15 protein-coding genes are annotated in these 14,761 nt (G+C 63.4%); 10 read left to right on the top strand and 5 right to left on the bottom strand.

What is annotated here, in order from left to right; genetic code table 11:
* Positions 1 to 9 precede the first annotated feature (9 nt).
* From sctP to sctU, 3 genes are read right to left on the bottom strand one after another with little or no spacing between them, the layout of a single operon-like run.
* Complete coding sequence (gene sctP / locus NMB96_RS03025) at positions 10 to 648, bottom strand: type III secretion system protein SctP (RefSeq protein ID WP_023903178.1); 639 nt, start codon at positions 646 to 648, stop codon at positions 10 to 12.
* Complete coding sequence (locus NMB96_RS03020) at positions 648 to 2,570, bottom strand: FHIPEP family type III secretion protein (protein ID WP_023903179.1); 1,923 nt, start codon at positions 2,568 to 2,570, stop codon at positions 648 to 650. Before NMB96_RS03020 ends, sctP begins: the two co-directional genes overlap by 1 nt.
* Positions 2,571 to 2,578: 8 nt before the next feature.
* Positions 2,579 to 3,652: a type III secretion system export apparatus subunit SctU gene (gene sctU, locus NMB96_RS03015; protein WP_023903180.1), complete on the bottom strand. Its 1,074-nt coding sequence runs from the start codon at positions 3,650 to 3,652 to the stop codon at positions 2,579 to 2,581.
* Between the two features lie 213 nt (positions 3,653 to 3,865).
* On the opposite strand from sctU, the gene NMB96_RS03010 reads away from it, so the two are divergent.
* From NMB96_RS03010 to sctC, 9 genes are all read left to right on the top strand, one after another.
* Positions 3,866 to 4,321 carry an HrpB1 family type III secretion system apparatus protein gene (locus tag NMB96_RS03010; RefSeq protein ID WP_023903181.1) on the top strand — a complete coding sequence of 152 codons (456 nt, stop codon included), beginning with the start codon at positions 3,866 to 3,868 and terminating at the stop codon, positions 4,319 to 4,321.
* A 33-nt stretch (positions 4,322 to 4,354) separates the two neighbouring features.
* Complete coding sequence (locus NMB96_RS03005) at positions 4,355 to 4,747, top strand: type III secretion protein HrpB2 (protein WP_006451032.1); 393 nt, start codon at positions 4,355 to 4,357, stop codon at positions 4,745 to 4,747.
* A gap of 1 nt (position 4,748) precedes the next feature.
* Entirely contained in the window at positions 4,749 to 5,513 is a 765-nt protein-coding gene (sctJ, locus tag NMB96_RS03000; RefSeq protein ID WP_023903182.1) for a type III secretion system inner membrane ring lipoprotein SctJ, read from the top strand.
* A gap of 9 nt (positions 5,514 to 5,522) precedes the next feature.
* Positions 5,523 to 6,152, top strand: coding sequence for a type III secretion protein HrpB4 (locus tag NMB96_RS02995; protein WP_023903183.1), 630 nt, complete (start codon positions 5,523 to 5,525; stop codon positions 6,150 to 6,152).
* Positions 6,137 to 6,838 carry a type III secretion system stator protein SctL gene (gene sctL / locus NMB96_RS02990; protein ID WP_023903184.1) on the top strand — a complete coding sequence of 234 codons (702 nt, stop codon included), beginning with the start codon at positions 6,137 to 6,139 and terminating at the stop codon, positions 6,836 to 6,838. Before NMB96_RS02995 ends, sctL begins: the two co-directional genes overlap by 16 nt.
* Positions 6,828 to 8,156 carry a type III secretion system ATPase SctN gene (gene sctN, locus NMB96_RS02985; RefSeq protein WP_023903185.1) on the top strand — a complete coding sequence of 443 codons (1,329 nt, stop codon included), beginning with the start codon at positions 6,828 to 6,830 and terminating at the stop codon, positions 8,154 to 8,156. Before sctL ends, sctN begins: the two co-directional genes overlap by 11 nt.
* Entirely contained in the window at positions 8,149 to 8,658 is a 510-nt protein-coding gene (locus NMB96_RS02980) for a type III secretion protein HrpB7 (RefSeq protein WP_023903186.1), read from the top strand. Before sctN ends, NMB96_RS02980 begins: the two co-directional genes overlap by 8 nt.
* Positions 8,655 to 9,485, top strand: a complete 831-nt coding sequence (gene sctT / locus NMB96_RS02975; RefSeq protein WP_183086629.1) for a type III secretion system export apparatus subunit SctT — start codon at positions 8,655 to 8,657, stop codon at positions 9,483 to 9,485. The genes NMB96_RS02980 and sctT overlap by 4 nt, the downstream gene beginning before the upstream one ends.
* Before the next feature lie 180 nt (positions 9,486 to 9,665).
* Positions 9,666 to 11,486: a type III secretion system outer membrane ring subunit SctC gene (sctC, locus tag NMB96_RS02970; protein ID WP_255086184.1), complete on the top strand. Its 1,821-nt coding sequence runs from the start codon at positions 9,666 to 9,668 to the stop codon at positions 11,484 to 11,486.
* Between the two features lie 78 nt (positions 11,487 to 11,564).
* Here sctC and xopA (NMB96_RS02965) read toward each other — a convergent pair whose 3' ends face one another.
* Together xopA (NMB96_RS02965) and xopA (NMB96_RS02960) are read right to left on the bottom strand one after the other, a co-directional pair.
* Positions 11,565 to 12,089, bottom strand: coding sequence for a XopA/Hpa1 family type III secretion system protein (xopA, locus tag NMB96_RS02965; protein WP_255086183.1), 525 nt, complete (start codon positions 12,087 to 12,089; stop codon positions 11,565 to 11,567).
* Positions 12,090 to 13,310: 1,221 nt separating this feature from the next.
* Positions 13,311 to 13,742, bottom strand: a complete 432-nt coding sequence (gene xopA, locus NMB96_RS02960) for a XopA/Hpa1 family type III secretion system protein (RefSeq protein WP_255086182.1) — start codon at positions 13,740 to 13,742, stop codon at positions 13,311 to 13,313.
* A gap of 429 nt (positions 13,743 to 14,171) precedes the next feature.
* Between xopA (NMB96_RS02960) and NMB96_RS02955 the strand changes: the two genes are divergently transcribed.
* A complete protein-coding gene (locus tag NMB96_RS02955; protein ID WP_225970192.1) occupies positions 14,172 to 14,654 on the top strand; it encodes a lytic transglycosylase domain-containing protein in 483 nt (160 codons plus the stop codon).
* Positions 14,655 to 14,761 lie beyond the last annotated feature (107 nt).

Below are 14,761 nucleotides of genomic sequence, written 5' to 3'. Positions count from 1 at the left end.
GATGCAGCGCTAGACGACCTCGATGCTGATCTGAAGCGTGTCGCTGAGTGCAGCCTTCAATGCGGTATCCAAACGTTTTCTTCCATTCAAAAGTACCTCGCGCGTCTCCGGCGAGTCGCTGTCGAAGCGAAGCGATAGCTGGTCTGGCGAAAGCCGCAAGAACAGCGTGGTCTGCGGCAGGATGTCGTGGTTGATCTCCAGCCACGCTTCCCAGGTACCTGCGCCGCGTACCGGCGTGGCGTTGCAAAACTCGGCCACCCGCAGCGCGATGTGGTTGATGGCCAGCTGCGCGCGTTGGGTGCGGATCCACTCGGTGGCGATCTGCCGACCCAATGCGTCGCCGTCGTCGCCTCGAGCGATCTGTCGACAATTGCCCTCATCTACGCAGGGCGTTGCGCTTGGCAGCGCTGCGGGTCCGTGATCGTCGCTGGCAGCATCCACCACTTCCGGCAGCGTCGGATCGTCGTCGTCGCCGTCCTCCGGCAACACCGTGTCCGGCAATCCGGCCAGCACGCTGCTCAGGCGTCGTCGCAGTTGCATGAAGCTGACACGTTGCGTGGCACGCACCGGTGCTGCCGCTGCGTGCGGCTGCAGCGGTGCGCCGGCAATCGGCAGGATGCGCACGTGGCGGACCGGTGGCTTGCTCATCAGGCCACCACTCTGCCGATCGGCTGCAGCTGCACCTCTGCGCCCAGTTCCTGGAACGAATACACCTCCAGCCAGTTCAGGCGCGCCTCGATCATGCGGCGCACATAACGTCGCACGTCCATCGAGGCGACCACTGCCAGTGGATGCCGTGCCTGATCTTCGACGATGCGTTCCACCTGCTCGACCAGCTGATTGGCCTGCTCCGGTGGTAGGGCCAGGAAATTGCCGGCCGGCGTGGCGCGAATCGACTGCCGGATCAACTGTTCCACCGCGTGGTCGAGCATCACCGCAGGCAGCTGACCCGTGCCTGCGGTCGCAGTGTGCGCAAGATAGCGGCCGAGATCGCAGCGCACATACTCGGTGAGCATCAGCAGATCCTTTTCCTTCGGTCCCCACACCACCAGGCTCTCCAGGATGCTCTTGATGTTGCGCACCGGGATGCGTTCTTCCAGCAGCCGCCGCAACACATCGGCGATGCGCTGGGCGGGCATTGCCTTGTTGACCTCTGCAACCAGCCCGGGATAATCCGCGCCCACCTGTTCCAGCATCCACTGCGTCTCCTGGATGCCGACGAACAGATGCGCGCGTGCATGCAGCGGCGCGATGGCCTGCTGGGCCAGCGCTTTCGGCATGTCCGCCGTATCGCTCAACGCGCTGCGGGTTTCCGGCACATCGTGGATCAACACTTCGTATTGCATGTCCTGCAGGGATTCGCTCTGCCAGATTGCAATGCCCGGAAACGGCAGACCCAATAGCTCCACCAATTGCCGGCGCTCGCTTTCGATCGCCTGATCCAGCAGTGTCGGGTCGAGCCGCGCAGCCAGTTGCGGCGACAGCCGCATCGACAGGGGCGAGGCGAAATCCGGCGCGCTCTTGCGGATATGCGGCGCATCGCCCTTGGCGCCCTTGCGGCTGGTCGATGGCAGCGTGGGCTGATCGGTAACGCTGACATCGCGCTGCTTGCGCCAGATCGTATAGCCGCCAGCGCCCACGGCCGCCGCCAGCAACAGGAACAGCGGTGCGGGAAATCCCGGAACGAACGCAAAGCAGGCAAGCAGGACGCTGGCTGCCAGCAAGGCGCGGGCATTGCTGGTGAGCTGGCGGCCGATGTCGAGCCCGAGCGAGCTGATCTTGGCCTCGTTCTCGTTGGCCACGCGGGTGATCATAACGCCGGCCGCCACCGAGATCAGCAGCGAGGCGATCTGCGACACCATCGCATCGCCGACCGACAGGATCGCAAAGCGGTTGGCCGCCTCGCCTGCGCTCATGCCGTGGTAGGTCACGCCCACCACGATGCCGGCCAGGATATTCACCATGGTGATCACCAGGCCGGCGATGGCGTCGCCCTTGACGAATTTCATGGCGCCATCCATGCCACCGTGCAGTTGACTCTCGATGGCCAGCCGCGCGCGTTTGCGTCGTGCTTCGTCCGCGGTCAGGTTGCCGCCGCGCAGATCGGCATCGATGCTCATCTGCTTGCCGGGCATCGCATCGAGGGTGAAGCGCGCACCGACTTCCGCCACGCGCTCGGAGCCCTTGGCGATCACGATGAACTGCACCGTGGTGATGATCAGAAACACCACCAGGCCCACCACCAGGTTGCCGCCGACCACCAGCTCGCCGAAGCTTTCGATGATGTGGCCAGCCTCGGCATGCAGCAGGATCGATTTTGTCGATGCGATGTTCAATGACAGCCGCAGCAGCGTGGTGAACAGCAGCAATGAAGGAAATGACGACAGCGAGATCGAGTCGGGCACATACATCGTGACCATCAGCAACACCACGCTCAAGGTGATGTTGATGCCCAGCAGCGTATCGATGAGCGGGGTGGGCAGCGGCAGGATCATCAAGCCGATGACCGCCACCACCAAGGCGGCGATCGCCACTTCACCGGTGTATGAGAAATACCGTGTCAGGCGCATGCCATCTCCTAGCAGGGCAGCGGGCCGCTGCGTTCATCGTTGTCGCGGCCCAGGTCTTCGACCCAGCGCAGTACGACCGCAACTGTTTCGAACAGCGACTCAGGAACTGCGTCACCTAGATCGACCTCATGCAGAGCACGTGCCAGCGGTGGGTTCGCGACGATCGGAATGCCCTGGTTTTGCGCATATGCACGCAGTTCCAGCGCACCGTCGTCCACGCCCTTGGCAACCACCTGCGGCAGACCGAAGCCGTCCGGTTCGTAGGCGAGCGCGACGGCGTAATGGGTCGGGTTGACCACCATGACCTTGGCCTTGGCAACACGCTCGCGCGGGTCGCCAAAGACCAGTTCCTTGGCGAATTCCTTGCGTTTTCCCTTTACTTCCGGGTCGCCTTCGCTCTCCTTGTGTTCGCGCTTCTGCTCGTCCTTGCTCATGCGCTTGTCGCGAATGAACAGCCAATGCTGCACGCTCCAATCCGCCGCGCCGACCAGCACGAACACCAGCACCGCCAGGGCGCACAGAATGCCCAGTGCGCGCCAGCCGATCTGGGCGATGTCGGGCGTTGGCTGGTAGGCGAGCCCGATGATGGTCGGCATGAGTGCACGAAGGCCATACCACAGCACCACGCCGATCACGGCCGCCTTGATGCCCAGCTTCAGCAGGTTGATGAGACTGCGTAACGAAAAGAGTTTTTTGACGCCGTTGACAGGGTTGAGCGAATCGAATTTGGGCGTGACCGGTTTGAGCGAGGCATTGAGCCCGGTCTGCACAAAGGTGCCGATCAATCCCGCGGCCAGGCAGGCCGCCACGAAGGGCAGCGTCAGCAACACGCCCTGGATGCCGATGCGACCGAGCGCACGGTGCAAGGCGGTGGCATCGCGCGTATTGGCGGTGAAATCGAAACCGATCGACATCAATGCACGCAGGTGTTCGACAAAATAGCCGCCTGCCAGTTTCAGCACCAACAGTGCTGCCAGCAGCACCGCGGCGGCAGTGACATCCGGGCTGATCGGGACTTCCCCATCCCTGCGCGCATCCTGCAGTTTCTTTTCGGTCGGCTTCTCGGTCTTCTCATCCGACATGGCGATCTCCGGCCGCTGTTGCTGCACGCCCATAATGGGCGTGCAGCCGCCAGACGGTCCGCTTCCAAGGCGAACGTGTGCATGGGGGCGCGAAGCAGTATCTGTTTGTTCGCGATGGCATTCCGATGTTCGCTTCTAAAAAGTCTTCCTTGGCGCGGACGCGTAGCGTTATGCACGCATGCTGTCCACAGCCATTGAATGACGAGGTGCTGTATGGAAAACATTGAGTGTCCCGGTTCGGCCGTGAGCGGGCTGATCGAACTGATCACGGTCGGGCTGACCCACGAAAAACTCGAAGAGGCCGCATTGGTGCTGGCCGCCGTGAGGGTACTGCGGCCAGAGCTGAAGGCGCTGGATACCTTCGATGCCTGGATTGCGATCAAGCGCGGCAGTTATCTGGAGGGCGCGCGCCTGCTGCGTGATCTTGAGGCCGATGCGGGCTCCAAGCCGTTGTGCAAGGCGCTGTACGCGTGTTGCTTGTTTGCGGTGGGCGACCCGTCGTGGCATGGCATTGCAGACGGTCTGATTGAAGAGGACGCCGATGCCGACGCCGTTGGCCTGGTCAAGGCGCTGTCAGGACGCTATACCCCGGCACCCGCGCCGCTGGAAGCGGCGGCCGAATCTGCCGCGCCGATGGAAGTTCCCAACGCCCAGTATCTGCGCGCCTGAGCCGGACTCCCCCCCCAGCCTGCGGAACATGTCATGACGCTCATTCCTCCTGTCCCAGCAATCACAGCCAGTACCGGCCTGTCCACGCCAGCGGTGTCGCCGACGGCGGCGCCGAACCAGGCGCTCGTCAACCGCTTCCAGGCGCTGATGCAGTCCTCCAGCCCGTTGCCGCCAGCCATGCAGCGTGTGGGCGAGCCGAGCATGATGAGCCGCATGGTCGACGTGCAGAACGATGGCGTGAGGACCATCACCGAGCATATCGATGCCTTCAGCATGCAGGCGCCGACCATGGGTCTGCAGGAAATGGCTTCGCAACAAATGAAGTTGATGCACGAGCTGACGATGGTCGGCTTCAACCTCAATGTCAGCGTCGGCGTGGCACAGTCGGGCAAGAACGCCGTGCAGACGCTGTTCAAGAACCAATAGCATGCGAAAGCTCAGATACCTGCTGGTGTTGCTGCTGGCACTGCTGCTGTCTGGCTGCGACCAGCAGCTCTATTCCGGGCTGGCCGAGAATGACGCTAACGACATGCTGGCCGTGCTGCTGACGGCCGGTGTGGATGCAGAAAAGCTCACGCCCGACGACGGCAAGACCTGGGCGGTCAACGCGCCGCACGATCAGGTGGCGTACGCGTTGAACGTGCTGCGCACGCATGGCATGCCGCGTGAGCGGCACGCCAATCTCGGCGAGATGTTCAAGAAAGACGGCCTGATCTCCACACCCACCGAAGAACGCGTGCGCTTCATCTACGGCGTGTCGCAGCAGCTGTCGCAGACCTTGTCGAATATCGATGGCGTGATCGCGGCCGATGTGCAGATCGTGCTTCCCAACAACGACCCGCTGTCCACCTCGGTCAAACCCTCCAGCGCTGCGGTGTTCATCAAGTTTCGCGTCGGCAGCGATCTGACCAGCCTGGTGCCCAGCATCAAGACCCTGGTGATGCACAGCGTGGAAGGACTGACCTACGAAAACGTCAGCGTCACGCTGGTGCCGGGCGGGGCGGAGAGCGATGCGCAGCTTTCTGTATCCGCGCCTCCGCGCGCATGGCCGTGGCCGTGGCTGGCCGGATGCGCGCTGGCGCTGTGTGTGGCGATTGCTGCGGCAGCGCTGTATTGGTGGCCGAGCGCCGATGCACGCCGCTGGGGCGGCTGGCAGCGCCTGCGCGCGTTGTCCAGAAAACATGCTGGGTGAGGCCGGGGGATGGACAAGGAACGCATCGACAACGCGGCACTGTGGCTTCAGCGATGGACGGCGGCCGTGTCCGTACTGGCGCAATCGCTGGAGGCAGAGCGGGTGGCGCACTGGCTTGGTCCGGTCGCTGCGTTGGGTTGGGAACGGGCACCGGCGCAGCGCCGTGTGCGCGTGATCCAGGCCTGGTCGGGATGCTCGCGCATGCCGGTTTCGGCGCTGTATCCGCTGGCCAATCGGTTGGTCGTGCTCGCGCCGGATCTGCTCGCCAAGGTGTTGATGAGCCGCGCAGTGTTTTCGCGCGCACTGGCGCTGCGCCGCTGTATCGAACGCGAGCGCCTGACCTGGTTCGAGCAGCGTGTCGGGCCGGTGGTGCTTGAGCATGTGCGCCATCGCGCAGTCACCGGCATGACAGTGCCGCTGTTGCCGCGCGATGCCGAGCACGCGGCATGGATCGGCGATGGCTGGCGTCGAATGGAGGCCGATGGTGCCTGGCCAGACCCCTGCATCGCCAAGGTGCTGGCGCTGTCCTTGCCGTTGGGCGCTGCCCGTGTGGCGCCCATCGCGGCAGATGGCGCGAGCGATGCGTTTCTGCAGACGCTGCCTACCTTGTTGCCGGAGCTGCCATGCGTCTTTGGCTGAGGTCCACACCGGAGGCAGTCGGCCTGGACTGCGAGGTCATCCCACGCGAGGCCTTGGCCTGTGTGCTGGAACTGGACGCAGCGACTGCACAGGTGCACGCGCGGTGCGCGCAGACGCTGGCGGACGCCCAGACGCGGGCGCAGGCGCTGATCGACGACGCCCAACAGCAGGCCGAGGCGATCCTCCAGGATGCCCAGGACAAGGCCGAGCGCAGTGCACGCCTGGGCTATGCCGCCGGGCTGCGCCGTCAGCTCGACGCGTGGAACGAGCGCGGCGTGCGGCATGCCTTCGCGGCCGAGGACGCCGCGCAGCGCGCCCGCGCGCGTCTGGCCGAGATCGTCGCGCACGCTTGCGAACAGGTCCTCCACGGGCACGACCCCGCTGCGCTGTACGCGCGCGCCGCACAGGCGCTGGACGGCGCCCTGGACGAGGCGAAAGCGCTGCGGGTGAGCGTGCATCCCGATGCGCTGGACGACGCACGGCGCGCCTTCGATGCGGCCGCCGCGGCCGCAGGCTGGGCCATGCCGGTGGAACTGTGCGGCGATGCGACGCTGGCCTTGGGTGCCTGCGTGTGCGAATGGGATACCGGCGTGTTCGAGACCGATCTGCGCGATCAGCTGCGCAGCCTCCAGCGGGTCATCCGCCGCGTCCTGGCCGCGCCACAGGCGGTGCCGGATGTCTGCTGAGATGGCGGTGCTGGAGGCAACGCTCGAGCGCGAACTGGCTGCGTTGGCCTTCGGTCGTCGCTACGGCAAGGTGGTCGAGGTGATCGGCACCATGCTCAAGGTCGCCGGTGTGCAGGTCAGCCTGGGCGAGGTATGCGAGTTGCGCCAGCGCGACGGCACGCTGTTGCAACGTGCCGAGGTGGTGGGCTTCAGCCGCCATCTCGCCTTGCTGGCGCCGTTTGGCGAGCTGGTGGGCTTGTCGCGCGAGACGCGCGTGATCGGATTGGGGCGCCCCTTGGCGGTGCCGGTCGGGGAGGCGCTGCTGGGGCGCGTACTCGATGGCCTGGGTGAGCCGGCGGACGGCCAGGGGCCGGTCGCCGGCGACGGCTGGGTGCAGATCCAGGCACAGGCGCCGGATCCGATGCGCCGGCGCCTGATCGAACAGCCGCTACCGACCGGTGTGCGCATCGTCGATGGCCTGATGACGCTGGGCGAAGGACAGCGCATGGGCATTTTCGCCGCCGCCGGCGTCGGCAAGAGCACCTTGATGGGGATGTTCGCGCGCGGCACGCAGTGCGACGTCAACGTGATCGTGCTGATCGGCGAGCGCGGGCGCGAAGTGCGTGAATTCATCGAGATGATTCTTGGCCCAGACGGTCTGGCGCGCAGCGTGGTGGTGTGCGCCACCTCCGATCGCTCCTCCATCGAGCGCGCCAAGGCCGCCTATGTCGGCACCGCCATCGCCGAGTATTTTCGCGATCAGGGCATGCGCGTTCTGCTGATGATGGACTCGCTGACGCGCTTTGCCCGCGCGCAACGCGAGATCGGCCTGGCCGCCGGCGAGCCCCCCACACGGCGCGGCTTTCCACCGTCGGTGTTCGCCGAGTTGCCACGCCTGCTCGAACGTGCCGGCATGGGCGAGACCGGCTCGATCACCGCGTTTTACACCGTGCTGGCCGAAGACGACACCGGCAGCGATCCGATCGCCGAAGAGGTGCGCGGCATCCTGGATGGCCATCTGATCCTGTCGCGTGAGATCGCCGCCAAGAACCAGTATCCGGCCATCGATGTGCTGGGGAGCCTGAGCCGGGTGATGAGCCAGATCGTGTCTGCCGAGCAACGCCAGTACGCCGGCCAGCTGCGGCGCCTGCTGGCCAAGTACAACGAGGTGGAGACCTTGCTGCAGGTCGGCGAGTACCGCCAGGGCAGCGATGCGGTCGCCGACGAGGCGATCGCCAGGATCGATGCGATTCGCGACTTCCTCAGCCAGTCCACCGATCAGCTCAGCGACTATGACGCCACCCTGGAGCAGCTTGCCGGCGTGATCGACGATGCGTGAGCGTGCCGGCACCTGGGCGACATTGCAGCAACTGAAGACGCGCCGTCATGAGCGGATGCAGGAGCACCTGAGCGACTGCAAACGGGCGCTGGAGCAGTGCGACCGCGAGCGCGCCAGTTGCAGTCAGGAGGCCACCGCCTGCACCACGCGCCTGGACGCATTCGATACCACGCTGGCCGACAAGGCCGGCGCGGGTGAGCCGATCGGCATCGAGGCGATCCTGCAGCACCAGCGTTTCCGCGCCGTGCTGGAAGAGCGCTGCCGCGCCGCAGAGCAGGCGCTGGCCGCAGCGACGCAGGCGTTGCAGAGCGCACGCGATGAGGCCGCAACGGTGCAACAGACAGTGAGCAAGTTGCAGGCGCAGGCGCAGGTGTATGCGGAAAACGCAGCCCGCGCGCAGCGTGCCTGGCAAGCCCAGCGCGAAGCGGCCGAAGAGGAAGACGCGATCGACGCCTTGCTCGGGCTGCGGTTGCATCGTGCCGCGCGCGGAGTGGGGCAATGAACGACACCGCCACCGCACTGCTGGCGCTGTCATCCCAGGGCGTGTCGCTGCTGACCTTGCTGGCGCTGTGCGGGGTGCGCGTATTCGTGATGTTCTTCGTGCTGCCGGCAACGGCGCAGGACAGCCTTCCCGGAATGGCGCGCAACGGTGTGGTGTATGTGCTCAGTTCGTTCATCGCCTACGGACAACCGGCCGATGCGCTGGCCAGAATCGAAGCGACCGGCCTGGTCGGGCTGGTATTCAAGGAAGCCTTCCTCGGCCTGCTGATCGGGTTTGCCGCATCCACGGTGTTCTGGGTTGCCGAGAGTGTGGGCCTGCTCATCGACGATGTGTCCGGCTACAACAACGTGCAGATGACCAACCCGCTGAGCGGTGAGCAGAGCACGCCGGTCTCCACGGTGTTGATGCAGTTGGCGATCGTGTCCTTCTACGCGCTGGGCGGCATGCTGATGCTGCTCGGTGCGCTGTTCGAATCGTTTCGCTGGTGGCCGCTGAGCCAGCTCACGCCGGATATGGGCGCGGTCGCCGAGTCCTTCGTCATCCAGCAGACCGACGGCATGATGGCCGCAATCGTCAAGCTGGCCGCACCGTTGATGCTGGTGCTGGTGCTGGTGGATCTGTCCATCGGCTTTGTGGCGCGCGCCGCCGACAAGCTGGAACCTTCGAATCTGAGTCAACCGATCCGTGGGGTACTGGCGCTGCTGCTGCTGGCATTGCTGACCAGCGTGTTCATCGCGCAATCCGGTGACGCTCTCGGCTTCCTCCATTTCCAGCAGCAGTTGCACGATGCCGCGAACGTTGGCGGCAAGGGGGGCGCAGCGAATTGATCATTGTTGAGACATCGCCTGCCGTGCGCTGCCTACACTGAACCGCATGCGCCCTCAATGTGCTGCTCGACGCTGCAGTACGCAGCACGGCGCTGCATCCGGCACGCAATCCCCGGCCGACGCCTGCCTGTCAGGCGTCGCCCTATCGACTTCTTTCACTTGCCTCGCAGAGGGAACGCCATGGCATACGCCTGTCCTCCAGTTCACCGCCATCGGCGTGCGCCATTGGCCGCCGCGTTGCTATTGAGCCTGCTGCCGCTGCTGCCGCCGCATGCCGATGCTGCGCAGGTGCAGTGGCATTCGCGCAGCTTCAAATACGTCGCCGATCACAAGGATCTCAAGGAAGTGCTGCGTGACCTGTCCGCCAGCCAATCCATCACCACCTGGATTTCACCGGAAGTGACCGGCACGCTCAGTGGCAAGTTCGAGGCCAGCCCGCAGAAATTCCTCGACGATCTGTCTGCGACATTCGGCTTCGTCTGGTATTACGACGGTGCCGTGCTCAGGATCTGGGGCGCCAACGAAACCAAGAATGCAACCTTGAATCTGGGCGCCGCGTCGACCAGTGCGCTGCGCGATGCGCTTGCGCGCATGCGGCTGGACGATCCGCGTTTTCCGGTCCGTTACGACGAGGCGGCGCACGTGGCGGTGGTGTCCGGCCCGCCGGGTTATGTGGATACCGTCACCGCAATCGCCAAGCAGGTCGAGCAGGGCGCACGCCAACGCGACGCCACCGAAGTGCAGGTATTTCAGCTGCATTACGCGCAGGCGGCCGATCACAGCACCCGCATCGGTGGGCAGGATGTCCAGGTGCCGGGGATGGCCAGCCTGTTGCGCAGCATGTACGGCGTGCGTGGCGCGCCCACGGCGGCGCTGCCCGGGCCGGGCGCAAATTTCGGGCGGGTGCAACCGATCGGCGGCGGTTCGTCCAACACCTTCGGCAACAACGGTCAGGGTCAGAATGGCGGTGGCGGCAACACCGGCATTCTCGGATTGCCTGCGTCGTGGTTCGGCGGTGCCTCGCCGTCCGATCGCGTGCCGGTCAGCCCGCCGTTGCCGGGCAGTGGCGCCAATGCGCCGGCCAGCGTGTGGCCGGAGATGAGCCAGGCCCGTCGCGATGCGCCGCTGGCGGTGGACGCCGGCAGCGGCGGCGAGCAGGCTTCCGACGCGCCGGTGATCGAAGCCGACCCGCGCACCAATGCCATTCTCATCCGCGACCGTCCCGAGCGCATGGCCGCCTATGGCACGTTGATCCAGCAGCTCGACAACCGCCCCAAGCTGCTGCAGATCGATGCCACCATCATCGAGATCCGCGACGGTGCCATGCAGGATCTCGGCGTGGACTGGCGGTTCCACAGCCGGCGGGTGGATGTGCAGACCGGCGACGGCCGTGGTGGCCAGCTTGGCTACGATGGCAGCTTGAGCGGTGCAGCAGCAGCGGGTGCAACCGCGCCGTTGGGCGGGACGTTGACCGCTGTCCTTGGCGATGCAGGGCGTTACCTGATGACGCGCGTCTCGGCGCTCGAGCAGACCGACAAGGCCAAGATCGTGTCCACCCCGCAGGTGGCGACGCTGGACAACGTGGAAGCGGTGATGGATCACAAGCAACAGGCATTCGTGCGTGTCAGCGGTTACGCAGCCGCAGACCTCTACAACCTGTCCGCAGGTGTGTCGCTACGCGTATTGCCGAGTGTGGTGCCGGGCTCGCCAAACGGACAGATGCGCCTGGATGTGCGTATCGAAGACGGGCAGTTGGGCACCAATACCGTCGATGGCATTCCCGTCATCACCTCCAGCGAGATCACCACGCAGGCATTCGTCAACGAGGGCCAGAGCCTGCTGATCGCCGGGTATGCCCAGGATACCGATCAGACCGATCTGAACAAGGTCCCTGGGTTGTCCAAGATTCCCCTGGTCGGCAACCTGTTCAAGCATCGCCAAAAGAGCGGCTCGCGGCTGCAGCGGTTGTTCTTGCTGACCCCGCATATCGTCTCGCCCTGAACAACGCTTCGGGGAGTAGCCGATGCTGTGAGAACGTGCAGGCTGCCGCGTGGCGCGGCAGCCTGCACGCATTGTCAATCAGGCTTGGCCGGTGATGCTCGACAGGTTGGCGTTGAAACCGCCACCCACACTGTTGCCGCCCAGGAGGCAGCTGTTGACCGAACCGCCACCGCCCATGCCGGCGCCGCCCTGGTTCTGCATCAGCTGCATCACGATCTGCATCAGCATCTGCGTCAACGGACTCAGGCCTTCCTGTTGACCGTTCTGCGGTTGGTCGTTGCCACACTCCTGATTGGCATCGCTGCCCTGGCTCTGTTGCAGCATCATCATGATGAACATGGCGAGCAACTGATCCAGCTGCTGCTCGGAGCCAGCCGAAGGCGATGGCTGCCTGGAGTTCTCGTTTTGCTGGGGCCCGATGCCCGCATTATTCATGTGCTTCTGATCTTCGCCAGACACGTAGAGGTCATAGAGAAATCCATTCATCTGTTGCTGCGCACCAGAGACGGCGTCGTTGCCTGAGTTCTGGTAGGGAAGACCGTAGTCACTCGAATCTGGGCCGTAGCCACGATGAGACAAAACATTATCTGGACGTATTTGCATAGGAAGGCTCCTTGAGGCAAAGAGATGCGCGATGGCGCGCTTGGCACTGCGGTGTTACCAAGTCAAAGCGACCAGGTAACTATCGGGTTAAGGGCGCCGTTCGGGGTCCATTTGCCCTGTAGGGTCGGGCGAATGATTGCTATGGTTGGCCGCGTTGTTCCGAGGTGTTTGATCAAGGGTCGATTGGGAGAGACTGTTGAGAAATTCCAACTGCTGGTTCCGCCCGGGGGCGACTGGGTTGTCACCTGAATTTACGAAAGTATGTTCGGATGGGCGACTGGATTGCGTGCCGCCCGTACGCCCTCCGGTGCCCATTTGCTGTTCGAAGTTGACCGGATAATTAGTGTGAGGAGTGGGCGCGCGGGTCGGCGTCAGCCAGCTGGTCATGTTGTTCATGCGTGTTTGATCTTGGTATACTTGGTATAAACTTTCAAGAAATTCGACGTTCTGGTTCTGCGCGTCAGCGACGGGGTTGTTACTTGTACTTGCAAGAGTGGGTTCGTAGAGGAAATTAGGTTGCGTGCTGACCGTTCGCCCGCCACGCGCCTGTCTGGTTGTGGCATGCCCGGGCCGCTGACGGCTGGCCAATCCGAAGAGAGTACTGACAAAAGCATCGCCCTGTTGCCTCGCAACATTGAGGGCGTCGGCGCTTGAGTTCGGGTAGGGAAGGCGGGAGTCTGGGGCGTTCGACTCTGGGCCGTTGGCATGATTAGACCGACTATTTGCTGGACGTATCGTCATAGTGAAGGAATCCTTGATGCAGTGAAATGCGCGAGGGCGCACTTGCGGAGTGGAAGTGTTCCAAATGATCAGGTAACTGTGTCGTCAAGACATGCAGACAATACTGTGCACGGTCTGTAGTTCCATGCCATCCAATGCGCAAACCCGCTGGCCGGTAATCTCCAGCGCCACTTCACATTGCGCTATCGTTCTTTAATAATGGCTGCATGATCTTGTGTTGCGAGATATCGATAAGTAGCGGGGAAACAGCCCAGCCAGTGTCGCATCAGTGAGAGCGATTCCAACAAAGTTCGCTGGCGTCCCAGGACCCCACTCTGCGGCACCCTGTTCAAGCATCGCCAAAAGAGTGGCTCGCGGCTGCAGCGGTTGTTCTTGCTGACCCCGCATATCGTCTCGCCCTGAGCAACGCTTCGGGGTGTAGCCGATGCTGTGAGAACGTGCAGGCTGCCGCGTGGCGCGGCAGCCTGCACGCATTGTCAATCAGGCTTGGCCGGTGATGCTCGACAGGTTGGCGTTGAAACCGCCACCCACACTGTTGCCGCCCAGGAGGCAGCTGTTGACCGAACCGCCACCGCCCATGCCGGCGCCGCCCTGGTTCTGCATCAGCTGCATCACGATCTGCATCAGCATCTGCGTCAACGGACTCAGGCCTTCCTGTTGACCGTTCTGCGGTTTTTCGTTGCCACACTCCTGATTGGCATCGCTGCCCTGGCTCTGTTGCAGCATCATCATGATGAACATGGCGAGCAACTGATCCAGCTGCTGCTCGGAGCCAGCCGAAGGCGACTGCTGACTGGAGTCATCCTGTTGCTGAGCCCCGATCCCCATCGTCTGCAGATTGCTGATATTCGAAAAGTTGTAACCTATAGAGTCCATGGTGATTCCCGTCTCATGTGGTTGAACTGGATACATCGCGGATTGCCGGAGAGCTGCAACGGCAAGATCGCAAGGGGACGCTGCGCTGCCCCTTGCGCAAAGTAGAAGAGGCAACGGCGGTGCATCTGCCAGGACGCGAAGGTGCGCTTTTGCTTGCGAACGTGACTGCGGAAAACGCAGAAAAAACCCTGGAAAACAGCTGTGTTGCAACGCTGCGTGTTGTGATTTCGTTTACGTCATAGACGCTTCGTGCAGCGTGTGCATGCGGATGCACAGCACCGTTATGGTGTCGCGATCGAGCGGAGCGTCGGACCAGCCGGGAGTGTGCGTCCACTCCGCTACGTTGCTGGAATGAACGACGATCAGGTGACAGACATGAAAGAGACCGATACGCCGACCACGTGTGCGTCTGTGCACGGCACGGATGTCTGCCGTCAACCGTGTTGTGCCACGCTTTCGAGAAACATGCGCGTAGGCGCGCGATGGTGCGCCCTCCAGCCCAGGCATGCTGCCGCTCCTCGGCGACGCGTGTTGATTGCGGCGGCGTTGCTGTGCGCCGCGCCGCTCGCACGCGCAGACTGTTTTGAAGAAGCCGCCGGCTATCAACATGTCAATCCATGGGTGCTGCGTGCCATTGCATGGCAGGAATCACGCGGCCGTGCCGACGCGATCCATCGCAACAACAACGGCACGATCGATTATGGAAAGATGCAGATCAATTCGATCCATCTGCGGCGTCTTTCCAGTTACGGCATTTCCAGGGATGCGTTGATGCAGCCGTGCGTCAGCGTGTATGTCGCCGCATGGCGGCTGCGCGAGATGACCAATAAATACGGAAACACCTGGGCCGCTGTTGGCGCTTATCATTCCGAAACGCCCGCCGAGCGTGACAAATATGCACATGCCATCCACGCGATTCTGACCAAGCGCGGCGTGGTTGCAGAATAAAACTGTTGCTGCCTTGGCGGGGAGTGTGATGCAGGGCATGGCATGCGGAATATGTCAGCAGGCTTGTTGTAGTCTCGCTAAAGCGGCCGGCAAGATGCGTAATAACC

The sequence above is a fragment of the Xanthomonas hortorum genome, assembly GCF_024339125.1.
In the GTDB taxonomy this organism is placed as follows: Bacteria; Pseudomonadota; Gammaproteobacteria; order Xanthomonadales; family Xanthomonadaceae; genus Xanthomonas; species Xanthomonas hortorum.
The sequence above is the reverse complement of the archived record's forward strand: the minus strand, read 5'-3'. Positions and strand labels throughout refer to the sequence as shown.